22 protein-coding genes are annotated in these 25,196 nt (G+C 64.9%); 10 read left to right on the forward strand and 12 right to left on the reverse strand.

Going from position 1 to position 25,196, the window contains the following annotated elements; genetic code table 11:
* The first annotated feature begins 81 nt into the window (after positions 1 to 81).
* Genes pxpB through ACP2YP_RS20335 form a run of 3 tightly spaced genes read left to right on the forward strand, consistent with a single transcriptional unit; the run spans position 82 to position 2,646 of the window.
* The gene (gene pxpB, locus ACP2YP_RS20325; protein ID WP_426418147.1) at positions 82 to 813 is read left to right on the forward strand and encodes a 5-oxoprolinase subunit PxpB; all 732 of its coding nucleotides are present in this window, start codon (positions 82 to 84) and stop codon (positions 811 to 813) included.
* Positions 810 to 1,847: a biotin-dependent carboxyltransferase family protein gene (locus tag ACP2YP_RS20330; RefSeq protein WP_426418148.1), complete on the forward strand. Its 1,038-nt coding sequence runs from the start codon at positions 810 to 812 to the stop codon at positions 1,845 to 1,847. Before pxpB ends, ACP2YP_RS20330 begins: the two co-directional genes overlap by 4 nt.
* Before the next feature lie 28 nt (positions 1,848 to 1,875).
* Positions 1,876 to 2,646, forward strand: coding sequence for a LamB/YcsF family protein (locus ACP2YP_RS20335; protein WP_426418149.1), 771 nt, complete (start codon positions 1,876 to 1,878; stop codon positions 2,644 to 2,646).
* Here the strand turns inward: ACP2YP_RS20335 and ACP2YP_RS20340 are convergent, their stop codons facing one another.
* The 6 genes from ACP2YP_RS20340 to ACP2YP_RS20365 all read right to left on the reverse strand — a co-directional run bounded on the left by ACP2YP_RS20340 (position 2,647) and on the right by ACP2YP_RS20365 (position 9,397).
* Positions 2,647 to 2,799, reverse strand: coding sequence for a hypothetical protein (locus ACP2YP_RS20340; RefSeq protein ID WP_187434626.1), 153 nt, complete (start codon positions 2,797 to 2,799; stop codon positions 2,647 to 2,649).
* 306 nt (positions 2,800 to 3,105) lie between these two features.
* Positions 3,106 to 4,713: a sulfite reductase subunit alpha gene (locus tag ACP2YP_RS20345; RefSeq protein ID WP_426418150.1), complete on the reverse strand. Its 1,608-nt coding sequence runs from the start codon at positions 4,711 to 4,713 to the stop codon at positions 3,106 to 3,108.
* The gene (locus ACP2YP_RS20350) at positions 4,710 to 6,491 is read right to left on the reverse strand and encodes a NirA family protein (protein ID WP_426418151.1); all 1,782 of its coding nucleotides are present in this window, start codon (positions 6,489 to 6,491) and stop codon (positions 4,710 to 4,712) included. Before ACP2YP_RS20350 ends, ACP2YP_RS20345 begins: the two co-directional genes overlap by 4 nt.
* A 332-nt stretch (positions 6,492 to 6,823) precedes the next feature.
* Positions 6,824 to 7,987 carry a CmpA/NrtA family ABC transporter substrate-binding protein gene (locus ACP2YP_RS20355; RefSeq protein ID WP_426418152.1) on the reverse strand — a complete coding sequence of 388 codons (1,164 nt, stop codon included), beginning with the start codon at positions 7,985 to 7,987 and terminating at the stop codon, positions 6,824 to 6,826.
* A complete protein-coding gene (locus tag ACP2YP_RS20360; RefSeq protein ID WP_027536156.1) occupies positions 7,984 to 8,574 on the reverse strand; it encodes an ANTAR domain-containing response regulator in 591 nt (196 codons plus the stop codon). The genes ACP2YP_RS20355 and ACP2YP_RS20360 overlap by 4 nt, the downstream gene beginning before the upstream one ends.
* Positions 8,575 to 8,833: 259 nt before the next feature.
* Complete coding sequence (locus tag ACP2YP_RS20365) at positions 8,834 to 9,397, reverse strand: hypothetical protein (protein WP_426418153.1); 564 nt, start codon at positions 9,395 to 9,397, stop codon at positions 8,834 to 8,836.
* A 213-nt stretch (positions 9,398 to 9,610) separates the two neighbouring features.
* Here ACP2YP_RS20365 and rimO point away from each other — a divergent pair, with 213 nt between their 5' ends.
* Positions 9,611 to 10,930, forward strand: a complete 1,320-nt coding sequence (gene rimO / locus ACP2YP_RS20370) for a 30S ribosomal protein S12 methylthiotransferase RimO (protein WP_426418154.1) — start codon at positions 9,611 to 9,613, stop codon at positions 10,928 to 10,930.
* A 197-nt stretch (positions 10,931 to 11,127) separates the two neighbouring features.
* Here the strand turns inward: rimO and ACP2YP_RS20375 are convergent, their stop codons facing one another.
* The gene (locus tag ACP2YP_RS20375; protein WP_426418155.1) at positions 11,128 to 12,066 is read right to left on the reverse strand and encodes a hypothetical protein; all 939 of its coding nucleotides are present in this window, start codon (positions 12,064 to 12,066) and stop codon (positions 11,128 to 11,130) included.
* 400 nt (positions 12,067 to 12,466) lie between these two features.
* Here ACP2YP_RS20375 and ACP2YP_RS20380 point away from each other — a divergent pair, with 400 nt between their 5' ends.
* Positions 12,467 to 13,663, forward strand: a complete 1,197-nt coding sequence (locus ACP2YP_RS20380; protein WP_426418156.1) for an acetylornithine transaminase — start codon at positions 12,467 to 12,469, stop codon at positions 13,661 to 13,663.
* Between the two features lie 120 nt (positions 13,664 to 13,783).
* Here the strand turns inward: ACP2YP_RS20380 and ACP2YP_RS20385 are convergent, their stop codons facing one another.
* From ACP2YP_RS20385 to pcsA, 3 genes are all read right to left on the reverse strand, one after another.
* Positions 13,784 to 14,758, reverse strand: a complete 975-nt coding sequence (locus tag ACP2YP_RS20385) for a quinone oxidoreductase family protein (RefSeq protein ID WP_426418157.1) — start codon at positions 14,756 to 14,758, stop codon at positions 13,784 to 13,786.
* A gap of 75 nt (positions 14,759 to 14,833) precedes the next feature.
* Complete coding sequence (locus tag ACP2YP_RS20390) at positions 14,834 to 15,568, reverse strand: TerC family protein (RefSeq protein WP_426418158.1); 735 nt, start codon at positions 15,566 to 15,568, stop codon at positions 14,834 to 14,836.
* Positions 15,565 to 16,302, reverse strand: a complete 738-nt coding sequence (pcsA, locus tag ACP2YP_RS20395; RefSeq protein ID WP_426418159.1) for a phosphatidylcholine synthase — start codon at positions 16,300 to 16,302, stop codon at positions 15,565 to 15,567. Before pcsA ends, ACP2YP_RS20390 begins: the two co-directional genes overlap by 4 nt.
* A gap of 127 nt (positions 16,303 to 16,429) precedes the next feature.
* Here pcsA and ACP2YP_RS20400 point away from each other — a divergent pair, with 127 nt between their 5' ends.
* Positions 16,430 to 17,614 (forward strand): UbiH/UbiF family hydroxylase, encoded by a 1,185-nt coding sequence (locus ACP2YP_RS20400; protein ID WP_426418160.1) that lies wholly within the window; start codon positions 16,430 to 16,432, stop codon positions 17,612 to 17,614.
* Between the two features lie 190 nt (positions 17,615 to 17,804).
* Here ACP2YP_RS20400 and ACP2YP_RS20405 read toward each other — a convergent pair whose 3' ends face one another.
* Complete coding sequence (locus ACP2YP_RS20405) at positions 17,805 to 18,758, reverse strand: AEC family transporter (RefSeq protein WP_426418161.1); 954 nt, start codon at positions 18,756 to 18,758, stop codon at positions 17,805 to 17,807.
* 106 nt (positions 18,759 to 18,864) lie between these two features.
* Here ACP2YP_RS20405 and hspQ point away from each other — a divergent pair, with 106 nt between their 5' ends.
* Entirely contained in the window at positions 18,865 to 19,197 is a 333-nt protein-coding gene (hspQ, locus tag ACP2YP_RS20410; protein WP_200467771.1) for a heat shock protein HspQ, read from the forward strand.
* A 137-nt stretch (positions 19,198 to 19,334) separates the two neighbouring features.
* On the opposite strand, the gene ACP2YP_RS20415 is transcribed toward hspQ, so the two are convergent.
* Positions 19,335 to 20,153: an invasion associated locus B family protein gene (locus tag ACP2YP_RS20415; protein ID WP_426418162.1), complete on the reverse strand. Its 819-nt coding sequence runs from the start codon at positions 20,151 to 20,153 to the stop codon at positions 19,335 to 19,337.
* 259 nt (positions 20,154 to 20,412) lie between these two features.
* Between ACP2YP_RS20415 and ACP2YP_RS20420 the strand changes: the two genes are divergently transcribed.
* The 3 genes from ACP2YP_RS20420 to ACP2YP_RS20430 all read left to right on the forward strand — a co-directional run bounded on the left by ACP2YP_RS20420 (position 20,413) and on the right by ACP2YP_RS20430 (position 25,088).
* Positions 20,413 to 22,272 carry an extracellular solute-binding protein gene (locus ACP2YP_RS20420; protein WP_426418163.1) on the forward strand — a complete coding sequence of 620 codons (1,860 nt, stop codon included), beginning with the start codon at positions 20,413 to 20,415 and terminating at the stop codon, positions 22,270 to 22,272.
* Positions 22,273 to 22,276: 4 nt separating this feature from the next.
* Positions 22,277 to 23,779: an AMP-binding protein gene (locus ACP2YP_RS20425; RefSeq protein WP_426418164.1), complete on the forward strand. Its 1,503-nt coding sequence runs from the start codon at positions 22,277 to 22,279 to the stop codon at positions 23,777 to 23,779.
* A gap of 85 nt (positions 23,780 to 23,864) precedes the next feature.
* On the forward strand, positions 23,865 to 25,088 hold the full coding sequence (locus tag ACP2YP_RS20430; RefSeq protein ID WP_426418165.1) for a GGDEF domain-containing protein: 1,224 nt from the start codon (positions 23,865 to 23,867) through the stop codon (positions 25,086 to 25,088).
* Positions 25,089 to 25,196: the final 108 nt, after the last annotated feature.

A 25,196-nucleotide genomic window follows, 5' to 3' on the forward strand; every position in this document is an offset into this window, starting at 1 on the left:
CGGGCGCATTTACGCGAAGCAGGGTGACGCGGAACTCAAGGCCGAGCCCGCGCTTTTCCAAAGGCCCGATTTCGACAGCTCATGGCCGCGACGCTCCCCCCGCCCCGCCTTCTGCCCAGTGGCGACAGCGCCGTCACGGTCGAGTTCAGCCGCACCATTGACGACGCAGCCAACGAGCGCGTGCTCGCGCTCGACAAGGCGCTGCTAGCCACGCCCATCGAGGGCATCTCCGAGACCATCCCGACCTACCGATCGCTGCTGGTACACTACGATCCCGGCAAGATCGGGTTTGATGCGCTCTGCGACAAGCTGCTCCCGATCGCCTGCCAGAAGCTGCCGCCGTCGACCAAGGCACGGCGCTGGCGCATTCCCGTCGCCTATGGCGGCGAGCACGGCATCGACCTCGAGGATGTCGCGAAAGCGCTGAACACCACGCCCGACGACATCGTCGCCCGTCACGTCGGCGGCGACTATCGCGTCGCCATGATCGGCTTCACGCCGGGCTGGTCGTATCTGAGCGGCCTCGACAAATCCCTGCACATGTCGCGACGGCAGAGCCCGCGGCTGCTCACGCCTGCCGGCACGATCTCGATCGGCGGCATCCAGGCGGGCATCCAGTGCCTGGCTGCGCCGAGCGGCTGGCACCTGCTTGGCCGCACGCCGGTGCGGACCTATCAGCTCCACCGGAATCCCACCTTCCTCACCGAACCCGGTGATCGCGTGACGTTTTTCGCCATCGACCACAAGACGTTCGAGGAACAGGACCGCGCCGCCGAGGCCGGCGAGATCATCGCCGAGCAGGTGTTCGCATGAGCCGGCTCATCGTCGCCCGCATCGGTCCCGCAAGCTCCGTCCAGGATGGCGGCCGCCACGGCGCTCAGCGCTACGGCCTGACGGTCAGCGGCGCGATGGACCGGCTGGCGCTGGCGGCGGCGAACACGCTGATCGGCAATGAGCCGTTCGCGGCCGCCGTCGAGATCGGCCCGTTCGGCGCCACGTTCACGGCCAAGGATGGCGCCGTCCGCGTCGCCATCGCGGGCGCGCCGCGCAACGCCGACATCGCGGGGCGGCCGGTGGCCATGGACACATCCGTCACGCTGAAAGATGGCGAGACGCTGACGCTCGGTTTCGCCCGCGGCGGTGCGTTCACCTATCTGGCGATCGAAGGCGCCATCAAGGGCGAGCCGGTGTTCGGCAGCCTTGCGGTCAATGCCCGCGCCGGTCTCGGCAGCCCCTACCCGCGCCCGCTGCAGGCCGGCGACGAGTTCACGGTCGATGCCGCGAGCGGTGCACCGGAATTGCGGATCGAATTGCCGAAGCCTGCGAGCGGTCCGATCCGCGTCGTGCTGGGCCCGCAGGACGACGAGTTCGACGACGCCAACAAGGCGCTGTTCCTGGGTAGCGAGTGGAAGATCTCGGCGACCTCCGACCGCATGGGCTACCGGCTCGAAGGCCCCGCGATCAAGCATCTGCACGGCCACAACATCGTCTCCGACGGCACCGTCAACGGCAGCATCCAGGTGCCCGGCAATGGCGCGCCGATCGCGCTGATGATGGACCGCGGCACCTCCGGCGGCTATCCCAAGATCGCAACCGTGATCACGGCCGATGTCGGCCGTCTCGCCCAGACGTCGGCGGGCACGGCGTTCCGCTTCAAGGCCGTCACCATGGCCGAGGCGCAGGACGAGGCGCGCAAGTTTCAACAGCTGATCCGCACCCTGCCTGATCGCCTGCGCTCGTCCGACACGGTCGAGCTCAACATCGAGGCGCTGAGCGATGCCAACGTCGCGGGCTATGCGGTGAGCGCGATGGATGCCGGAACCTGGCAGGTCGCGGCCGAGCCTTAGACAACAAGACCAAAGGCGGAGAGCAGCCATGAAGACGATCGATCTCAATTGCGACCTCGGCGAAGGTTTTGGCGCGTGGGAGATGGGCAACGACGCCGCGATGATCGAGCTGGCAAGCTCCGTCAACGTCGCCTGCGGCTTCCATGCCGGCGACCCCGACATCATGCGCCGGACGGTGGAGCTGGCGAAGGCGCGCGGCGTCTCGGTCGGCGCACATCCTGGCTACCGCGACCTGCACGGTTTTGGCCGGCACCCCATCGCGGGCCTGAAGTCATCCGAGATCGAGAACCTCGTCGCCTACCAGATCGGCGCGCTGCAGGCGATCGCGACGGCGGCCGGTCACAAGGTGACGCACGTGAAGGCGCATGGCGCGCTCTCCAACGTCGCCTGCGAGGACGACATGACGGCGAAGGCGATCGCCGCGGGCATCAGGGCGGTCGACCCCAGCCTGATCTTCGTCGTGCTCGCCAATTCGAAGCTGGTGAAGGCCGGCGAAGAGGCGAACCTGCCGATGGTGCACGAGGTGTTCGCCGACCGCGCCTATGAGGACGACGGCAATTTGGTCTCGCGCAAGAAGCCCGGCGCGGTGCTGCACGACGCCAAGGCGATCGCCGACCGCGTGGTGCGCATGGTGCAGGACGGGGCGGTGGTGTCGGTGACGGGCAAGGTCATCAAGATGCGCACGGACACGGTGTGCATCCATGGCGACACGCGCGGCGCCGTCGATATCGCGCGCACTTTGCGTCAAGCATTAAAGGATGCGGGGATCGAGGTCGCGCCGTTCAAGCGCGGGGCGTGATCAGAACGGGTGCACCGACAATGTGCCGAACACGATCGCGGCGATGACGGCGAATGCGCTGTAGAGCCCGATGTGATGGGCGTTCGCCGCGGTCCGACGCGAGAGCGAGCGCGCGTAGAAGTGCAGCCTGGCTTCCGCCGATAGTTCGCGCATGATCGATCTCCAACGCCCCATTTGCGGGATTATGAGGGATCGACCGGGGTGGCGGGCAAGACGCCCACGGAAATAGCGATGCGCCTTCTCCGGAGGCCGCCCGTCGCAGGCGTAAATTCTTTTCACCCCCGGGTTCCGAGAATCTTATTCGTTAAGATCCGAGCCAGTTGGAACCGGCGGAATGACGCTGGGATGACAGCGTGTCAGCTCGTCCAACTCAAATCGCGAAAACAACCCCATGCACAGTAGAACGCGACCGCCGGCACCCTGCGCGGCGGTCGCGATTCACGGAGAGTCCGCAGCCGCTTAGTAGACATCAGCCTGGAAGCGGCCCGTCTTCTTGAGCTCGGCGACAAAACTGACGGCCTCGTCGGTCGAGCGCGCGCCGAACTGGGCGACGATATCGACCAGGGCACGCTCGACGTCCTTGGCCATGCGCTTGGCGTCGCCGCAGATGTAGAGATGGGCGCCATCGGCGAGCCAGGTCCACAATTCGCGGCCGACCTCGCGCATGCGGTCCTGCACGTAAAACTTCTTCTCGCCGTCGCGCGACCAGGCCAGCGACAACCGCGTCAATTGACCCGAGGTCTTCATCGCATTGAGCTCTTCCTGGTAGAAGAAGTCGCAATCGCTGCGCTGATGGCCGAAGAACAGCCAGTTCTTGCCGGGCGCGCCGGTCGCCTTGCGATCGAGCAGGAAGGCGCGGAACGGCGCGATGCCAGTGCCGGGGCCGATCATGATGACAGGCGTCTTCGGGTCCTCCGGCAGGCCGAAACCGTGCGCCTTCTGCACATAGACCTTGAGCTTCTCGCCATCAGCTATGCGCTCGCCGAGGAAGGTCGAGGCGACGCCGAGGCGCTTGCGCTTGCCGACGACGTAACGCACGGAATCGACGGTCAGCGACAGCTTTCCGGGCGTCGCATTGTGCGACGACGAGATCGAATAGAGCCGCGGCTGGAGCGGCTCCAGCGCCTCGACGAAGGCTTCGGGATGCGGCCGCGTGCCCGAGAACTTCTGCAGCGCCGCCATCACGTCGAGCGTCGCGGCATCGCCATCGGGATCCTCGCCCTGCGCCAGCGCCCGCGCCTTTTCGCGCTGCGCACCGCCGGTGATGAACGAGATCAACTCGAACAGCGAGTCCGGCGCCGGCGACAGCGAGACGTCGTCGATCAGCACCTCGCGCAGCGTCTTGCCGTTGACCTCAGTGGTGTGGGAGGCGCCGAGCAGCGCGATGATCTGGTCGACGAGACCGAGTTCGTTGCGCGCGAACACGCCAAAACTGTCGCCGACGACGTAGTCGAGCTTGCTCTCCGAGAGATCGAACTCGACGTGGTAGGTCTCCTTCTCCGAGGCCCCCTTGTTGAGCAGGCGCCGCGACAGGAAGGTGGCGGCGACCGGATTGTCGCGCGAGCGGCCGGGCTCGGCGATCGTCACCGTCACGGCCGGTGCTGCCACCGCATCCGCCTTGTCGGTCGCTTTGGCCGCCGGCGCCTTGTCGAGCTCCTCGTACAGCGACTTCAGCATCCGGGCGGTTTCCTTGCCACCGGGAACGCAGAGATTGAGCCGCGCTTCGCTGCGGGTGGCGATCGCTTCCGAATAGTCGTTGCAATTGTAGCCGCACTGGCCGCAATCCTGTTGCGCCATCGCCGCCATCATCCTGCGGCGGACGGGGCGGCCTTCGGCAAGCTTCATCCGATCGGCGATCGGCATGGTCTGATCGTGCCACGGCGCTTCGCCGTCGTCGCCGTCACCGGCTTGCATCACAGCGGCGCCCTGCTCCGCCGACAGCGGCGTCGCCACATCAGGCGACAGCAGCCCGGCGAAGAAGCCGTTCAGCCAGGAGCGTTGCGCGTCGGAGAACGGCGCGCTGGCGGGAATGATATCGAGTTTCGGTGGGGGCGTGATCTGGTTCATGCGGACACCTGTGCATCAGCAAGCTTGCGCAGCGTCTCGCCGTCATGGCGGCGCGCAAAGGAGAGGAAGGTTTCGTCGGGAGACGCGCGATGGGCGATGTAGGCCTTGAGCAGCCCCTCGACCGTCTTCGGTGCGTCCTCGGCCTTGAGGTCGTGATAGATTTCTTGTCCGACATCGGCGTCAGGGCCGAAGCCGCCGCCGGTGAAGAGATGATAACCCTCCACCGTGTCCTCGTCGTTGACAGGCACGCGCGCTCCAATCAGGCCGATATCGCTGATGTAGTGCTGCGCGCAGGAATGGTGGCAGCCGGTGACATGGATGTTGACCGGCTTGTCCATGGCGACGCGCGGCTCGCACCAGTCGCCGATCTCGGCGGCGTTGCGCTTGGTATTCGAGGCGGCGAAGCGGCAGCCGGCATTGCCGGTGCAGGCAATCAGTCCGGCGCGGATGTGCGAGACCTCGACCGCGAGTCCGATCTGCTTGATCGCGGCAATGGCGCGCTCGACGTTCTCGTCGCGCACGCCTGATATCAGCAGGTTCTGCCAGACGGTCAGGCGGATCTCGCCGTCACCGAGGTCCCGCGCGACCTTGGCGAGACCCCGCATCTGATCGCAGGTCATCTTGCCGAGCGTCAGCGACACGCCGATCCAGTTGAGGCCGTCCTGCTTCTGCTTGTGCACGCCGATATGGGCCATGCGATCCGACGCGGACCGCGGCGCCAACGCCTCTTCCGGCACGCGCACGAACGGCTTCTGCAACTGCTCTTCGACCAGCTTGAGGAAGCCGTCATGACCCATGGCGTCGAGCACGTATTTCAGCCGCGCCTTGTTGCGGTTGGTGCGGTCGCCGTGCGCGATGAACACACACACAATGGCGTCGGCAACGGCGGTGGCATCTTCAGGCTTGACGATGATGCCGGAATATTTCGCAAAATCCCTGTGTCCGGTGATACCGCCGAGGCCAAGGCGAAACCAGACTCCGGGCTCGACGCCAAACCCGTCCTTCACCTCGAACGCCGTGAAGGCGATGTCGTTGGTCTCCTCCAGCACCGCGATTCTGCCGCCGCCATCGAAGGCGACGTTGAACTTGCGCGGCAGGCCGTAGAGCGAGCGGTCGTTGAGGATGTGGTAGTGCCACTCGCGCGCAAAGGGCCGCGTGTCGATCAGCTCCTGCGGATCGATGCCGGCTGTCGGCGTCCCCGTCACGTTGCGGATGTTGTCGGCGCCGGAGCCACGCGAGCACAGGCCGAGATCCTGGATGCCCTCGATCAGCTTTATCGCGTTCTTCGGCGGGATCTCGCGAAGCTGGAGATTGGCGCGCGTGGTGGCGTGGCTGTAGGGACCGCAGAGATCGTCGGCGAGATCGGCAAGGCCCGACAACTGCCAGTGCTTCATGATGCCGTTCGGGATGCGCAGGCGGCACATGTAGGAGTCCTGCGTCGGCGCGACATAGAAGATGCCGTAATAGCGCCAGCGGAAATTGTCCGCGGGGCTCGGCGGCGCGTTGTCGAGCGCCTGCTGGCGGAGCCGCGGATAGGCATCGAAGGGATGCTCGTCGCGCTTGAACTTCTCCTGGTCGGCGAGCTTCTTGCCCGATGTGATGACTTTGTCCTGCGCCTTGATGTGCACGGCATCGGGGCCGGTGGGCTCGGCGTTCGCCTTGCCGGCGCCGCCGCCGAGACCGCGACCAACTCGGCTGATCTGCAGACCGGTCGTGAAGCCTTCGAGATAGCGTTTCTGCTCGTCGGTAAAGTCGACTGAGAGCGTATCGATTTTCATGGTCGGTAACGAAGCTCCTGCCGCCACCGGGGTGGCATCGACGGAATGGTGCGACCCGCTGGGAACTCGGCTGGCCCAAGAGCCTGCTTTGCTACCCAACGGTCCAAGCAGCTTCGTTGCTGTGGGACGTGGCTCAGCAGGCGTCTGTGACAAGCTGGCCGCGCTGCAACATACAAGTTACGTGCCAGCTTCGATGAAATGAAAATCGCTGCGATTTCAGAGAGTTATAAGTTACCCCGGACAATCCGGATGGGGAAATCTCACGAAATTCGAGCAGTCAGCCCAAAATTTAGACGCGAAACCCGAGTGCTCAAAAACGATGCAGGTCCGAATCAGTCCTTCCAGCGCCCAACCTCGAAGGCCTCGAGGTGCCCCCGAATGTTGTCGGGATCGAAGGCGGGCCCGGCGAATGCGCCGAACGCAGCGGGAGCTTCGGCGGGCGCGCGGTTGCCAAGAGCTGCGTCATAGAGATCCGGCCTGAACACGGCCATGGCCGTCTTGACTCCATCCGATGTCAGCGCCGTCTGCCCCCATCGCACCATCTGGGCGTAGAGCCAGGCGGCCTGGACCGGGTCCGGCCGCCCTGCCCCTTCGCGTCCGACGAGGAGATAACGGCCGCTCTCGCGGAAGGTACCATCGGGCGAGATCTTCAGCCGTCCGGTGAGGGTTCTCTGAATGACTTCGGCATCGACGCCGATCCGCTCCGGCTGCGCCAGGAGCCGCGCCGTCTCGGTCAGGTTTGCGGCATCCTCGATGAACGTGGCCCCCTTCGCCGCAGCGCGCACCAGCGCCGCGACCACATCGGGATTCTTGTCGGCCCAGACTTGCCGCACCGCCAGCACCTTCTCTGCCGCGCGCGCCAGGATGTCGGAAACGAAATGCAGGATGTGGCCGATGCCGAGATCGACGGCGATCGAATTCCAGGGCGCACCGACACAGAACCCATCGACGTGGCCGTTCTTGATGCTGTCCACCATGTAAGGCGGCGGCAGCACGACGAGGCGCACGTCCTCGTCGGGATCGACGCCGGCGGCCGCCATCCAGAACCGCAGCTGGTAATTGTGGGTCGAGAACGGGAAGGTCATGCCGAAGGTCAGCGGATCGGCGCCCGCCTTGCGCCGCTTGGCGACGACCCTCGCCAGCGCTTTTGCGGTCGCGAGCGGATCGAAACGGTCGCCGTCGATCTCCTCCATCAGCGCGGCATGGAGCGCTGGCGACACCGTGATCGCATTGCCGTTGATGCCGAGATTGAAGGGCGCCGCGATCTGCACCTTGACGTGACCGAGTCCAAGCGAGGACGCGATTGCCACCGGCGCGAGCAGATGCGCGGCGTCGAACAGGCCGATGTTCAGCTTGTCGCGCACGTTGGACCAGGACACCTCGCGCACCAGCTCGACCTCGAGCCCTTCGGCTGCGGCAAACCCCTTGTCGACGGCGACGATCAGGGCGGCTGCATCGACCAGCGGAATGAAACCGATGCGGAGGGTCGCGGTCATTTCAGCATCTCCGAGGCGGTGATGATCGACTGCGCGATCTCGCCGATTTTCTTCTTCTCGCGCATGGCGGTGGAGCGCAGCAGCACATAGGCCTCGTCCTCGGTGAGGCCCTTGACCTTCATCAGGATGCCCTTGGCCTTCTCGATGATCTTGCGGTCCTCGAGCTGCGACTTGGTCCGCTCCAGCTCCTCCTGGAGCTTTGCGAAGGCGTTGAAACGCGACACGCAGAGGTCGAGGATCGGCTTGATGCGCTCCTTCTTCAACCCGTCGACGATGTAGGCGGACACCCCCGCCTCCACGGAGGCCTGGATCGAGGATGAATCGCTCTGGTCGACGAACATCGCGATCGGCCGCTTCACGGCGCGGCTGACCTGGAACATCGCCTCCAGCACGTCGCGGCTGGGGTTCTCCAGATCGATCAGGATGATGTCGGGGTCCACCGCATAAATACGGGCGAGCAGGCTCTGCATCTCGCGGATATGGACGATCTGCGTGAAGCCGGCCTCGCGCAACCCCTCCTCGAGGATCGCGGCCCGGATCGGGCTCTCGTCGACAATCACGATTTTGGGCGACTGTTCGGCGCTCATGCTCAACCTACCACCGGAGATTCATCCATAGCACGCCGGAGGGTGATGCAAAGGGTTGTAATTATGGACAATTGGGACTAGCTCAAGCCCGTCAATCAGGCAGATTTGGATATGGATCAGACGGCTGCGCCCAAGGTCAGCTTCGTGTCGCCTGTACTCGTTAAGGTCAGATGTCGGCTTTCGGATGCGAAGCAGAACTCATGTGGTCAATCGGCGCCTTACCGGCCGTTACCCGGAGCGAACATCCGGGCTTATGCGCTCACGGAACCTTCGCGCCAATGATCATCTCGTCGAGAAGTGGCACGGCAGCCAGCACCGCCGTCTCGTTGAGGCCGGAGACCGCTAGCCGCACGACGTAGGAATTGCCGTCCTTGTCGAGATCGGCGTAATGCGCGATCACTTCGATCGGCTGGTCCTTCAGGGACGGATTGTCGTAGCGGTTGATAATGACATTGGGGTGGACCGAGGGAAGCGTGGTTATCTTGGCATTCTTGCCGGATGTCATCGTCCAATCCCGATCGCTGGCAGCCACCCATTGAACCAATTCGGTCCGATCCTTGTTGTAGCGGCCTTCAGCATAGATGATTGCTTCTGAGTTACCGAATTTCTTCCCGTTGGGCACAAACATCGAGGCGCCGTACTTGAGACTCGCGGCCTCGTCCCTCGCCCACCCATCGGGGGCCTTCACGCGTGGCCTGAATTCCGGACACAATCGTTCTTGCCGATCGCAGACATGGATGATCTTGTCGACTTCAGCTCGCGCCGGAAACATCGCGCCATAGAAAACGGTAACGAAAGCCATGCCGAAGATGAAACGGCGCATCGAAGTTAAGCTCCGTGCAATCAAGCAAGAAACAGAATAACAACTAAAACGTGAACGTTCGAGCGATTCATCTCAGCTCCTCCATTCGCTCGATTTGAGGGTTGCCTCGAACGAGCAAAACTTAATCACTCGCCAGCGGTTGAATTTTGTTAGCAGATCAATTAGTTGGATCGCATAATCCCGACAATTCAGATGCAGGTTCCAGGCGATACCATGGAAAGAGCGCCGCGTATTTCTTTTACCAGCCTCGGGTGTCCCAAGGCGTTGGTGGATTCCGAGCGTATCATTACGCGCCTGCGCGCCGAGGGCTACGAGCTCGCCCGCAAGCATGACGGGGCCGACATCGTCATCGTCAACACGTGTGGCTTCCTCGACAGCGCCAAGCAGGAATCGCTCTCGGCGATCGGCGAGGCCATGGCCGAGAACGGCAAGGTGATCGTGACCGGCTGCATGGGCGCCGAGCCCGAGCAGATCGAAGAAGCCTATCCCGGCGTGCTCTCGATCACCGGCCCGCAGCAATATGAGAGCGTGCTCGACGCCGTGCATCGCGCGCTGCCGCCGGCGCACAATCCGCATCTCGACCTGGTGCCGCCGCAGGGCATCAAGCTGACGCCGCGCCACTATGCTTACTTGAAGATTTCCGAAGGCTGCAACAACCGCTGCACCTTCTGCATCATCCCAAAACTGCGCGGCGACCTGGTCTCGCGTCCGGCCAATGACGTGCTGCGCGAGGCCGAGCGGCTGGTCGATGCCGGCGTCAAGGAGCTGCTGGTCATCTCGCAGGACACCTCGGCTTACGGCGTCGATCTCAAATATGCCGAGAGCCCGTGGAAGGATCGCCAGGTCCGCGCCAAATTCCTCGACCTCGCGCGCGAGCTCGGCGAGCTCGGCGCCTGGGTCCGGCTGCAATATGTCTACCCCTACCCGCATGTCGATGAGGTCATCGCGCTGATGAACGAGGGCAAGGTGCTGCCCTATCTCGACATCCCGTTCCAGCATGCGAGCCCCGAGGTGCTGAAGGCGATGAAGCGCCCGGCCGCGCAGGACAAGACGCTGGCGCGGATCAAGCGCTGGCGCGAGGAATGTCCCGATCTCGCGCTGCGCTCGACCTTCATCGTCGGCTTCCCCGGTGAGACCGATGCCGACTTCGCCTATCTGCTCGACTGGCTCGACGAGGCCGAGATCGATCGCCTCGGCTGCTTCAAATACGAGCCGGTTGCGGGGGCCACGTCGAATGCGCTCGAAGGTGCCGTGCCCGCTGAGGTCAAGCAGGAGCGCTACAACGCGCTGATGGCGCGGCAGCAGAAGATCTCGGCGCGCCGGCTGAAGCGCAAGGTCGGCACCCGCCAGCAGATCATCATCGATGAGGTCGGCCCGACCGTCGCCAAGGGCCGCTCCAAGGCGGATGCGCCGGAGATCGACGGCGCGGTGTATCTCTCCAGCCGCCGCCCGTTGCGTGTCGGCGAGATCGTCACCGCAAAGATCGAGCGCGCGGATCAATACGATCTGCACGGAAGCGTCGCGGGGTTTTGACAATGCCAGCTGGAGTACTCGGTTCAACCTCTCCCGTAGGGAGAGGTCGGATCGCATCGAAGATGCGGTCCGGGTGAGGGCTTACGGTTTCAGTGGACTATCGCAGCCCCTCACCCGGATTGCTTCGCAATCCGACCTCTCCCCGTCGGGGAGAGGTGGACACCGAGACGCTCGGCCAAACCTCGTCTTACCCTTATTCAAGCCAGCCATTTCGGCACCCACCGCTCGGGGCGCGGTGCGCGAGCAAGATCGGCCTTTGCCTCAGCGAGCACAGCCGGCTCGCCGTCGATGATCGGGCGTGTGTCGTAGTCGAACTGCGGCATCACCCGGCCATCGGCATAGAGCCCAAAATTCATCGCGTACCAGAGCCCGAGTTCGGGCTGCGCGCAGCGCATCTCTTCGCGGAGGTCGCGCAGCAGGGATTCGATCGAGGCGGCCTCCTCGAATGGCTGCGGTCCGCGCGACAGCACGCGCGCCTCGTATTGCTTGCCTGCGATCGCTACCTCGAAGCGCGTCTTGTCCCAGGCGTTCTTGCCCTTGGGCAGATGTGCGGCGAGCCGCCAGCCGAGCTCGGCCATCAGCCGGTGATTGGCCCAGTAGTCCTCGCGGTCCCGGCTCCACTTCTCGACGAAGCCACGGAAGTCGGGCAGCTCGAATGCGCCGTCCTCGCACGGCACCGGCTCGGCGGTCGGGCGCCGGGCGAGCCATTGCGCAAGCTCGACCGTCTGGGGCTCGACCTCGTCGAGCGGCCGCAGATCGTGCCACGCGTTGTCGAATTGCTGCGACGTCAGTTTTGCAAGCAGCGCGTCGAGGGACGGCGCGAGCAGTTCGTAATCGCCCTCCGAGCCCAATCCCACGATCGGGGGATCATCGCGGTCGAGACCGGCACCATACCAGCCGCCGACGGCCGAGCCGTCCGGCAAGCGCATGAACAGCGCGAAGCGGTCGCGTAAGGGACTGCCGTCGAAGATCGGAGCGTGGTCTGAGAACTGACCTTGCAGGGAGAAGCAGCCGACGCTGCCCCAGGGGCGCCCGTTCAGCCAGCCGGCAAAGTCCAGCAGCAAAGGCGGCGCCTCGATGCCCGGCGGAAACGCGCCGCGAATGCTGTCGAGGTCGATCGGATAAGGCTCGGACAAGGCAAAACAATCTGGTTGGTCCCGCCCCTCTTGGTCTGAACTGTCGCGTGTCCGGTTCGGAACCAATCGGCGTCCCTCGATCACAAACGCGCTAGAGGCAGGATGGTTTCTGCGCGGCAATCAAATGAAATGCGATGCACGCGCGGCGGGTGTTTTACAAGACGCCCGCTTGACAAGTCGCGCGGTTCGCATGTATTGCCGCGCCCCATGATCAATTCTCGGACCCATCTGCGCCAGGCCATGCGTCGTCGCTCCCGCGACGATGATGGGTTGCGCCATGTCCGACGACGCCGCTGAACCAGTAAATTCAGCACAGTTTTCGAGAAGGCCGCACCCGCAAAGTGCGGCCTTCTTGCATTTCGCGTCCCTTTTTCGCCCCCGCCCCCAAGAGGAGTTCGACATGACCACCGCCACCCATCCGTATGATGCGCTGATGGACATCACCGCACGGCCCAAGTCCGTGTTCGTCCGTGGCGCCGGCTCGTACCTCTGGGACGACAGCCGCAAGCGCTATCTCGATTTCGTGCAGGGCTGGGCGGTGAACTGCCTCGGCCACTCTCCGCCGGCGGTTGCGGATGCGCTGGCTTCTCAGGCCAAGCGGTTGCTCACGCCGAGCCCGGCCTTCTACAACGAGCCGAGCCTCAGGCTCGCCGAGGGGCTCGTCGGCAACAGCGCGTTCGACCAGGTGTTCTTCGCCAATTCGGGTGCAGAGGCCAATGAGGGCGCGATCAAGCTCGCGCGCAAATATGGCAGCCTGCACAGAAACGGCGCGTTCGAGATAATCAGCTTCGAAGGCGGCTTCCACGGGAGGACGCTGGCGACGATGTCGGCCTCGGGCAAGAAGGCGTTCGAGCCGCTGTTCGAGCCGAAGGTTTCAGGCTTCAAGAAGGCAAAACTCAACGACATCGCCTCGGTCGAGAAGCTGATCTGCAGCAACACCGTCGCGGTGATGCTCGAGCCGATCCAGGGCGAGTCCGGTGTGTGGCCGACGACCGATCCGTTCTTGCGGGAGCTGCGCGCGCTCACCCAGGCACACGGCCTGCTGCTCATTTTCGACGAGATCCAGACCGGCATGGGCCGGACCGGAAAGCTCTTCCATTACCAGCACACCGGGATTGCGCCCGACATCATGACGCTCGGCAAGGGCATCGGTGGCGGCGTGCCGCTCGCAGCGCTGCTTGCGACCGAACGCGCCTCCTGCTTCGAGCACGGCGACCAGGGCGGCACGTTCAACGGCAACCCGCTGATGTGCGCGGCCGGCCTTGCGGTACTGAATGAGGTCGGCACGCCCGCCTTCCTGAAGTCGGTCACCGAGACCGGCCTGCTGCTCGAAAGCGAGCTGCAAAAAGTGTCGGCGCGGCACGGCCTCGGCGGCGTGCGCGGACGCGGGCTGCTGCTCGCGCTCGACCTCAAGCTGCCAATCGCGCCCGGCATCGTCGCGCAGGCGTTCGAGGCCGGCGTGCTCCTCAACGCACCGCAGCTCGACACGCTGCGCTTCATGCCGGCGCTGAACGTCACAAAGGGAGAGATCGCCGAGATGATCGATTGTCTCGACGGGATCTTGACCAAGGCCGGCGCGGCAAGACGGGTGGCGTAACTGCCGTAGGGTGGGCAAAGCGAAGCGTGCCCACCATCGATCACTACGAAACCAAAAGAAAGGTGGGCACGACGCTTTCGCGTCTTTGCCCACCCTACGAAAGCTGTCTCAACCGGCGACCTACGGCTTCAAAATCGATGCGCCGGTGGTGTTGCGGCTTTCGAGATCAATGTGCGCCTTGGCAGCGTCCTTGAGCGCGTAGGCGTGGTTGATCGGCACGTGCAGCTTGCCGTTGATGACGGCGGAAAACAGCGTGTCGGCGCCTTCCAGCAGTTCCTTGCGCGTGCCGACGTAGTCGTTGAGCTTCGGCCGCGTCGCAAACAGCGAGCCGTGATTGTTCAGCTCGGCGATCGAGAACGGCGGCACGGGACCTGAGGCATTGCCGAACGAGACGAACATGCCGCGCGGCTTCAGGCAGGACAGCGAGCCAGGGAAGGTCGCCTTGCCGACGCCGTCATAGACGACGTCACAGCCCTCGTTGCGGCTGATCTGCTTCACGCGCGCGACGAAGTCTTCCTCGTTGTAGAGGATGACGTGATCGCAGCCATTGGCCTCGGCAAGCTCGGCCTTCTCGCGCGAACCGACGGTGCCGATGACGTGGGCCCCCAGCGCCCTCGCCCATTGGCAGGCGAGCAGGCCGATGCCGCCGGCGGCGGCATGAATCAGCACGCGATGATGCGGCTCGACCTTGAAGGTCTTGTGCAGCAGGTACCACACCGTCAGCCCCTTGAGCATCAGCACCGCGCCCTGCTCGTGGGTGATGTGGTCGGGCAGCTTGACCAGCTTCTCCCAGGGGATGTTGCGCTCGCTCGTGTAGGCGCCGAGATTGTGGTAGTAGGCGACGCGGTCGCCGGGATGGAAATTGGTCACGCCCGGCCCGACGGCAACGACCTCGCCCGAGGCTTCGTTGCCGGCAATGAAGGGCAGGCCCGGCGCCTTGTAGAGGCCGGTGCGGTAATAGACGTCGATGAAGTTCAGGCCGACCGCATGCTGGCGGATGCGCACCTCGCCGGTAGCAGGCGCCGGGACCTCGACGCTCTCATAGACCAGCGCTTCGGGACCTCCGACCTTGTGCACACGAATGGCTTTGGTCATCACCTGACCTCCTCTTCTCCTGGGCCAGCGAAAGACATAGCGCCCGCCTTGTCAACTCGACCCAAATTGGAGCGGCTAGACGGACGGCTTGCGAGCCTTCTTGCGGTTGCGCTTCGCCAGCACGTTGAAGAATTCCACCGCCGCCGAGAACGCAATTGCGAAATAGATATAGCCGCGCGGAATGTGGAATTTGAATCCGTCCGCAACGAGGGCGACGCCGATCAGCACCAGAAATGCCAGCGCCAGCATTTTGGTGGTCGGATGTTCGGCGACGAATCGCGCCACCGGCCCAGACGACATGTACATGATCAGGCAGGCGATCACGACGGCGGCGATCATGATCTCGATGTCCTGCGCCATGCCGATCGCGGTGATGATCGAGTCCAGCGAGAACACGATGTCGATCACGACGATCTGGGCGATCACCCAGAAGAAGGCGCTGCGAGCGGACTTGCCCTCGCCCTCCCCGTCGTCGGCGTCGACCTCGGCATGGATCTCATGCGTCGCCTTCGCGATCAGGAACAGGCCGCCGCTGATCAGGATCAGGTCACGCCAGGAGAAGTCATAGCCCGCAAACGAGAACACCGGCGCGGTCAGGCCGATCAGCCAGACCAGCACGCTGAGCAGGATGATGCGGAAGACCAGCGCCAGCGCCAGCCCGATCTGGCGGGCGCGAAGCGCCTGCTTCTCGGGGATGCGCGAGACGATCACCGACAGGAAGATGACGTTGTCGATGCCGAGCACGATCTCGAGCGAGGTCAAGGTGAGCAGCGCGGCCCAGGCCTCGGGGCTGGTCAACAAATGCATCATGCGATGGATCTTGCCAGCCGGATCAATGCGTCGCTGAAGACGATCCAGAGCGCGATCGCGCAGAGCGCAATCGTCACGCCGGTGCTGACGCGAAAATCCATCTCCAGCGCGTAGAACCCGAGCAGCGCCCACAGCGCGATCAGCGACATCGTCAGCCAGCGCAGCCGCACGACGCGGACCGGGTGCAGCACGTGGAACGGCACGAAGGTCAGCACCACCAGAGCCGCGACCAGCAGCGTCGACGACAGCGGCGGCCAATGCAGCAGGAACAAATAGAACGCCGCCGCATTCCACAGCGCCGGAAAGCCGCGGAAATGATTGTCATCCGCCTTCATGCGCAGATCGGCGAAGTATAACGCGCTGGTGACGATGATGGCGATGCCGAGCAAGGGAGCCGCCACCGGCAGCAACAGGCCGCTCGCCACGATCGCATAGGCCGGCACGAAGACATAGGTGACGAAGTCGACGACGAGATCGAGCACGTCGCCCGACCAGTTCGGCTGCACGTTCTTGACGTCGAGCCGGCGCGCGATCGGCCCGTCGATCGCGTCGATGACCAGGGCGACGCCCAGCCAACCGAACATCGCCGCCCAGTGCTCGCGCACCGCCTCCAGCATCGCCAATAGCGCGATCGCCGCGCCGAAGGCGGTGAAGATGTGCACCGAGAACGCGGCGGCTCGGATCGCTGGTCTCGGTTTCAGGGAATCCTGCTGGGTGTCCATCTGGGTATTCATGGCTTCTGCTACCAGAATGGGGGCGATTTGCACATCCGGCGTCGCGGCATTGCGCCGCGCAATTCGTCATAAAATCAGGCAAAATAGGTGGCTTGAATTTGTCGCTGAGCGTGTCATGTGTCGTTCTATGACAGACGGATCGGCACTCTTTGACGCAGCCGTTATCGGCGGCGGACCGGCAGGCCTCGCGGCAGGAATTGCACTGGCACAGGCCGGCGCGCGGACCGCGCTGGTGGCGCGGCGCCTGCCTTATGCCGACAATCGTACCACCGCGCTGTTGGGCGCCTCCGTCGATCTCCTGGAAAACCTCGACGTCTGGCCGCGCTGCAGGGACAAGGCGGCAGCGCTCGAGGTCATGCGCCTCGTCGACGACACCGGGCGGCTGTTCCGTGCGCCGGAGGTCCGGTTCTCCTGTCGTGAGATCGCCCTCGACGCGTTCGGTTACAACATCGACAACCGCTCGCTGATGCTGGCGCTCGAGGCGCGCGCGGCCGAGCTGCCCAACCTCGTCCGTTTCGACGACGAAGCTGAGAACGTCGTCATCGAAGCCGACGATGTCGCGATCCGCACGGCTTCCGGACAATTTTTGACCGCGCGGCTGGTGGTCGGCGCCGACGGCCGCCACTCGCTGTGCCGGGAGGCCGCCGGCATTGCGGTGACGCGGCGCGACCTGGCGCAGACGGCGTTGACCTTCAACGTCAGCCATGCCCGCCCGCACCGCAACATTTCGACCGAGTTCCACACGCCGCACGGACCCTGCGTGTTCGTGCCGCTGCCCGGCAACCGCTCCAGCATCGTCTGGGTCTCCGCGCCCGCGGAAGCTGAACGGCTTCGCGCCTTAAGCGACGAAGACCTCTCCGCCGCGATCGAGAAGCAGTCTCACTCCATCCTTGGCCGGATGACGGTCGAGCCCGGCCGCAACCTGTTTCCACTGGCGATCGAACGGCCAAAATCCTTCGGCCGCGATCGCATCGCGCTGGTCGGCGAAGCCGCCCATGTGGTTCCCCCTATCGGTGCCCAGGGCCTCAATCTTGGTCTACGGGATGCTGCCGATATTGCCCGGCTAGCTGGCGAGGCCATCGCATCGGGCCAGGATCCCGGCGCAGCCGACGTGCTCAAGCGCTACGACCGGGCGCGGCGTCCGGACATTTTGAGCCGAACCTTTGCGATCGACATTGCCAACCGTTCGCTGCTCAACGACTTCCTGCCGCTCCAGCCGGTCCGCGCCGTCGGCCTGCACCTGCTCGGCGCCATCGGCCCGCTCAGGCGTTTCGCCATGCGCGAGGGGCTGACGCCGACGTGGCGAAAGTAGCCGCGAGCTAAAGGTCAGCCGGAGCGCTCGAACACCTCTCCCGTAGGGAGAGGTCGGATCGTATCGAAGATGCGATCCGGGTGAGGGCTTACGGTGTTACCCAATACCAAACCCCCCTCACCCGGATTGCTTCGCAATCCGACCTCTCCCCGTCGGGGAGAGGTGAACGTCTAGTCGCGCCAGTCACTAATTACGGAAACACCAGCCGGCCGGTCTGGAGCAACCACATCACGCTGGTCAGCGTGACCACGGACGCGAACGTGCCGAGCAGTACGGCGACGGAGGCGGATTCGATCCAGGCGTCGTTCTGGCGGGCGATCACGAACACATTCAGCGCCGGCGGCAACGAGGCCATCAGGATGGCGGTCGCGGCCCAGGGCTGCGCGAACGGACCGAACGCCAGCATCAGGCCGAACGCCGCGAGCGGATGGATCAGAAGCTTTACCGCGATCACGCCCGGCACTTCCCAGGGGACGCGGTCGAACGGGCGCAGCGCCACCGTCACCCCGAGCACGAACAAAGCGGTCGGCGCGGCAGCGTTCTGGAGGAAGGTGATGGTGCGGTCGAGCGCCACCGGCAGCTCGATATGGAGTGCGGCGACGGCTGCGCCAAAGCAGGCCGACATGATCAGCGGGTTGAGCACGATCTGCTTCAGCACGACGCCGAAGGCATGCACGATCGAGGGATGGTCGCGGTCGGACAGCTCGATCAGGAGCGGCACGATCGTGAACAGGAAGATGCTGTCGCAGCAGAAGATCAGCGCGGTCGGCGCCGACGCCTTCGGCCCGAGCACGGCGAGTGCCAGTCCCGGCCCCATGTAGCCGATATTGCCGTAGCCGCCGGACAGGCCCGCGAGTGTCGCCTCACGCAGTGTCAGGCCGCCGAGCATCTTGCCGATGATCAGCGCCAGCGTGAACGCGGCGATGGTCGACAGCGTGGTCGCGACCAGGAACGGTGGGTTGTTCAATTCGGAAAACGGCGTCTTCGACATGATCGCAAACAGCAGTGCCGGCAGCGATACGTAGAGCAGGAAGAAGTTCATCCAGGCGAGGCCCGATTCCGGCAGCGACTTGGCCTTGCCACAGGCGAAACCGACGAAGATTAGACCGAAATAAGGTAGTGCCAGATTGAGGATATCGACCATTGATGAAGTGGCTTCTGAAGACCTGGGGGCTATCTGCTCCGCAACCGCGGGTTAATTCCGGATCAGGGCACTAGCATCGGCCACAATCCTGGTCTATCGACGGGGAATGATTAAAACGCGGACCGCCAAATTCCAGATCGGACAGGTCGTTCGCCACCGGATCTTCTCGTTCCGGGGGGTGATTTTCGACATCGATCCGGAATTCAACAACACCGAGGAGTGGTGGCTGTCGATCCCCGAGGAAGTGCGGCCGCATAAGGACCAGCCGTTCTACCACCTGCTCGCGGAGAACGCGGAGTCCGAGTACGTCGCCTATGTCTCCGAGCAGAACCTCCTGCCCGACGAATCCGGCGAGCCGATCCGCCATTCCCAGGTCGCCGAGATCTTCATCAAGAACAAGGATGGCGGCTACCGCCCGCGCAATCCGTCGCTGAACTAGATTCTTGTTTTGACGCGTTTTCTTGATGCGAACCGGTATCCACTTCGCTCGAAAACGCTCTGAAGCTCGCCAACAAGCCGTCAGCAAAAAAGGCGCTCGAACCGAGCGCCTTTTTCATGTCCGGAATCTGGGCCCGATTACTTCTGAGCAGTCGGGGGGGCGCCGGGCGCGCCACCCTGCTGCTCGAGCTTCTTGCGCTGCTCGTCAGCTTTCTTCTGAAGCTCTTCCTGGAGCTTCTTCTGGGTTTCCTCGAACACCTTCGGATCGGTCGGCGGACCGTCATAGGCCTTCTGGAATTCGCCCGCGAGCGGCAGCGGCAGGGTCAGCGGCGCACCGTTGGCGTTGATCGCCTGCACCACGAGGTTCTGGCCCTTCTTCATGTTGGCGAGGAGCTCGGGCGTCGCCTCGTAGTCCGACATACAGCCGTTCTGGAAGCAGATCACATACGGGCTCTGCAGCGGCGGGTTGTTGTCGACGATGACGCGGGTGCCGTGCACGAGTTGCATGCCGAGCGGCAGCGTCACACGCAGGATCTTCTTGGGCTCGCCTTCCGGCTCGATGATCACGGCCGCGATGACAGGCTGGCCCGATTCGATGCGGCCGTCCTTGCCGGTGAAGCAGACCTGCTTGGCGTTGGCGTCCTGGCCCTTGAGGCAGAACTTGGTCCAGGGGGCATAGATCAGCTGGATCTGCTGGTCCGCGGGCTGGCCGCCCTGCGCTGCCGGAGCGCCTTGCTGGGCCGGGGGCTGCTGCGCCTGGGGAGCCGGCGCGGGGGCCGGAGCCGACGCCTTGGGGGCAGCCTTGGGAGCGGCCTTCGGGGCCGCCTTCGGCGCGGGCGCGCCCGGCGCCGGCGCCTGGGCCTCAGCGGCAAACGGGACGACCAATGCCGTCGCCGTCAACAGGGCGAGAAGTCGCCCGCGCGGCCGGACGGACGCGGCCAAATAACGGAAATTCATTGCAGAAAACCCTTTCTGAACGGGAAGCACCCGAACCGCTCCGAAGCGCCGAACCAAGCCGCCTTGGGCGCGGCTCTCTCCCCGTCAATTGAGGCAGATAAGTGACGGGCTCGGCGCTCTTGCGCGATCGGGTGCCTTCTTAGCGTGGTCGACGGAAAGATCAATGCCGACAAGCGTCTTTGGCCGTATCCAGGCGGGCGCTCAGTGAAATCCCTGTGATAGGATTCAGGCACGCCGACCCTCGAATCAACGTGTCCGAATGTTCATGTTCCAGCGCCTGCTCGAGGGCCCCGGTGTCCGCCATTGCAGTCTCGCCGTTGTCCTCACGATCTTGGTCCTCACACTGGGGCTATCGGTCATCGGTGCGCGGGCCGAGGAGGCCCACGCGATCGCCATGCACGGCAAGCCGGCGCTACCGGCCGATTTCACCCACATGCCCTACGCCAAACCTGATGCCCCCAAGGGCGGCCGGCTGACCTGGGGCATCCTCGGCACCTTCGACAGCCTCAATCCGTTCATCGTCAAGGGATTGGCCGTGCAGCCGATCCGCAACTACGTGGTCGAGAGCCTGCTGGCGCGCGGCCAGAACGAGCCGTTCGCGCTCTACGGCCTGCTCGCCAAATCCGTCGAGACCGACGATGAGCGAAACTACGTCACGTTCCGTCTCGATCCCCGCGCGCGCTTCTCCGACGGCAAGCCGGTGCTTGCCGAGGACGTGCTGTTCTCCTGGCAGCTGTTGCGCGACCGCGGCCGCCCCAACCTCCGGCAATATTACGCCAAGGTCGCCAAGGCGGAGGCGCCCGATCCCCTCACCGTCCGCTTCGACCTCTCGGGCGCCAACGACCGCGAGCTGCCGCTGATTCTCGGCCTGATGCCGATCCTGCCGAAGCACGCCGTCGATGTCGCGACCTTCGAGGAGACGACGCTGACCGGGCCGATCGCCTCGGGCCCGTACCGCGTCACGGCGGTGAAGCCGGGCGCCAGCGTGACCTTGACGCGCAACCCCGATTATTGGGGCCGCGACTTACCCGTCAATCGCGGCCTCTTCAATTTCGATGAGGTCCGGCTCGACTATTTTCGCGAAGCCAATGGCCAGTTCGAAGCCTTCAAGCGCGGCCTCTATGATTTCCGCGTCGAGAACGAGCCGTTGCGCTGGCACGACGGCTATGATTTTCCGGCCGCCAGAAACGGCGACGTGATCCGCGACACCATCAAGCCCGGCGTGCCGCAGACCTCGGAATTCCTGGTGTTCAACACCCGCCGGCCGATCTTTGCCGATATCCGCGTGCGCCAGGCGCTGACGCTGCTGTTCGATTTCGAGCTGGTCAACCGCAACTATTTCTTCTCGCTCTATTCGCGCGTCGCCGGCTACTTTGCAGGCTCCGACCTGTCGGCCTATGCCCGCCCTGCGGATACGCGCGAGCGCGAGCTGCTGAAGCCTTTTGCCGCGCAGATCCCACCTGATATCATGGATGGCAGCTACCGGCTTCCCGTCACTGACGGCTCGGGGCGCGACCGGACGACGCTGCGCGCAGCGCTCAAGCTCCTGTCCGACGCCGGTTACGATCTCGACGGCACCGTGCTGCGCAACCGCGCCACCAAGGCACCCTTCACGTTTGAGATGCTGGTGACGACCCGCGACCAGGAGCGCATCGCGCTCGCCTTCCAGCGCGACCTCAAGCGCGCCGGCATCGCGCCGAGCGTGCGTTCGGTCGATCCCGTGCAGTTCGACCAGCGCCGGCTGGCCTATGAGTTCGACATGATCCAGAACCGCTGGGACCAGTCGCTGTCGCCCGGCAACGAGCAATATTTCTATTGGGGCAGCGCGGCCGCCGACAATCCGGGCACCCGCAACTACATGGGCGCCAGGGATCTCGCGGTCGATGCCATGATCAAGGCGCTGCTGGAGGCCCGTGATCATACGGATTTTGTCGCGGCGGTACGGGCACTCGACCGCGCTTTGATGGCGGGCTTCTACACAATCCCCCTGTTTAACGTATCCGAGCAATGGATCGCGCGCTGGAATCGGATAGAACGACCATCGACCACCGCGCTGTCAGGCTATCTGCCGGAGACCTGGTGGGCGAAGGGTGAGCCTCAAGCCAGTCCAGCGAAGTGACGCCGTGAACCAGCCAGCCGTATCGCCGACGCTCGACACGCTGTTCCAGCGGACGCTGATGCGGCAGCCGCACGCGCCAGCCCTGCTCGATCCCCTCAACAAATCCCGCATCACCGGCCACCAGCCACGGCGGCTGACCTACGCCGAGGCCGACACGGCCATCGACGCGCTGTCGGCGCATTTCGTCGAATCGGGTCTGCCGGCCAATTCGGTGATCGCGATCCAGCTGCCGGCGACGGTCGAGTTCGTGCTGACGGTGCTCGCGGCCCATCGCGCCGGCCTCGTGGTCGCGGTGCTGCCGCTGCTGTGGCGGCAGGCAGAGCTGGCGGCCGCACTCAACCGCACCGCGGCGCGCGCCATCGTCACCATGAGCAAGGTCGATGGCGTCAGCTATGCCGACCTTGCGATGCACGCAGCCGCGGAAGCTTTCTCGATCCGCCACGTGTTCGGCTTCGGTGCTGATTTGCCCGAGGGCATGGCCTCGCTCGACGAGGTGCTCGCGCGCCCGCCCGGCACCACGCGCGCGGTGATTCAGGACGGCCGCAAGGCGGCGATGATCTCCTTCGATGTCACGGCGGAGGGCTTTCGCCCGGTGCCGCGGCCGCATTTCAGCCTGATCGCGGGCGGGCTTGCGATGTCGCTGGAAGCCGACATCCAGCAGGGCGCGACCGTGATGTCGGCGTTCATGCCGATGTCGTTTGCGGGCCTCGCATCCTCGCTCGCGGTGTGGCTGCTTTGCGGCGGCACGCTGGCGCTGCATCATCCGTTCGAGAGCGAGGTGCTGGAGCAGCAGATCAACGAGCACGCATGCGACGTGCTGATCGCGCCGACCCAGCTCGCGCTGCGGCTTGGCGATTCCGGTCTCGCGGCGCGGATGCCGACCTTGCGCAACGTCATCGGGCTCTGGCGCGCGCCGGAGCAGGTAGCGGCCAGCGAAGCCTGGATCTCGCCGCATGCGCCGCTCACGGACGTCTATCTGTTCGGCGAGGCCGGGCTGTTCGGCGCCCGGCGCGACGAGGACGGCGTGCCGGTGGCGGTGATGCCAGGACCGCATGGCGCCCCGCGCGAGCGATCCGGCTCCTCGATCGCCGGCGATATCCTGCTGACCCCGAAGGGCACGCTCGGCCTGCGCGGCCCGATGGTGCCGATTGCGGCCTACGCGCCGCCGCGGCCGGTCGGCGAGACGCTGACGGCGCAGCCGCCGCGCGACTATGTCGACACCGGCTATGCTGCGCGGATCGACCGCGCCAGCGGCGCGATCTGCGTCACCGCGCCGCCCTCCGGCATCATGGCGGTCGGCGGCTATCGCTTCCTCTCCAACGACCTCCAGGAATGGGCACGCCGGCTCGGCCAGGGCGCGCTGCTGACGGCCCTGCCCGACCGCCTCTCGGGCCACCGGCTGGCGGGCCGGGCCCAGGACAATACTCGCGCCCGCGAGGCGCTCAGCGAGCTCGGGCTTAACCCCCTGATGGTCGAGGCTTTTCGCGACCGCTCCGGGCCGGTTTGAGCGCAGTTTCGCCTGGAACATTGACGCTGCATTAAGGCGGCGGGACTAGATTGCGCAGCATCGATTGCGTGACCAGAGTTTCCGAATGTCCCAGGCGGGCCCGATCCTGTTTGTGTCCAATGCCGAGCGCCCCGCCTTCATTGCAGCGCTGGACGAGGCCCGTCTCTTTCCGGTCGTCGACAGCGATTGGGCGAGCGCCGCGCGGGCCGTCAGCGAGGTGCAGCCCGCCGCAGTGCTTGCGGCGATGTCCGGCAGGCACGAGCCGTATATGGCTTTGCTCGCCAAGACGATCGCCGATCAGCCGCTTTATCTCCCGCTGGTCGCGCTGGATGCGCAAGGCCCGCTGCCCCACAACGCCCTGCCCTTCGCCACGCGCGGTGACGCCGCCGAACGCCTGATCGCACGCTTGCGCGCCGCGATCCGCATCCGCACGCTGCATGCCACCGTGCTGCGCCGGCTGCCGGAGGTGAAGGTCGCGCTGCCGGAGACCGATCCGGTGCGCGATGCCATCGTGCTTTTGATCGGCCGCGGCGCGGCTTACCCTGCCCTCTCGGTCGCGCTCGGCGAGCGCACCGGCGTCGTCGGCGCGCTCTCGATCGAGGCCGCCGCAAAACATCTCAACACCCGCGACATCGACGGCGTCGTGCTCTCGGACGGTTTCACCCCGCGCGTCACCGATGCCTTCCTCACGGTGCTCGCGGAGGACACGCGCTTCCGCAAGCTGCCCGTGGTCGTCACCGCGCACCAGCTCACCCAGAGTTACGACCTGCCCAATCTCGAGCTGATCACAGGCGAGCCCGCCAAGGTCGCAGCCAACGCACTGCCCTTGATCCGCCAGCACGCGATGGAAGCGCAATTAAGCCGCACGCTGCGCTCAATCGATGCCGGGGGCCTGCTCGATCCGCGCAGCGGCCTGCTCACGGTCGAAGCCTTCGCCCGCGATTTCGCCAAGGCGGTCGAGCAAACGCTCGCCCGCGGCGGCGGCCTGTCGGTGGCGCGCTTTGCCTTCGATCCCGGCAATCCCCGCGCACAACTCGATGCCGCGCGCATCCTCAGCCGCCTGATGCGGCAGATGGACTTTGGCGCCGCGCAGAAGGACGGCTCGGTGATCGTGGTGTTCGCAGAGACCGACTTCCGCACGGCGCATATGATCGCCCGCCGCCTCTCGGCGGTGATGAAGCACACGTCCAATGGCAAGCACGAGATGCGCAGCGATCCCGTGGTCAGCGTGGATTCGCTGTCGCCGTCGGATACGGCAAGGTCGCTGCTCGGGCGGCTCTCGGCCGACGCGTCGCGGGCGGCGTCGTAGTTACAACCCCGCAGCCGTAGGGTGGGCAAAGCGAAGCGTGCCCACCACATCCGTCATCGATGAAAAATGGTGGGCACGGCGCAAGGGCGCCTTTGCCCACCCTACGGC

The sequence above is a fragment of the Bradyrhizobium genosp. A genome (genome assembly GCF_049949275.1).
Taxonomy (GTDB): Bacteria; Pseudomonadota; Alphaproteobacteria; order Rhizobiales; family Xanthobacteraceae; genus Bradyrhizobium.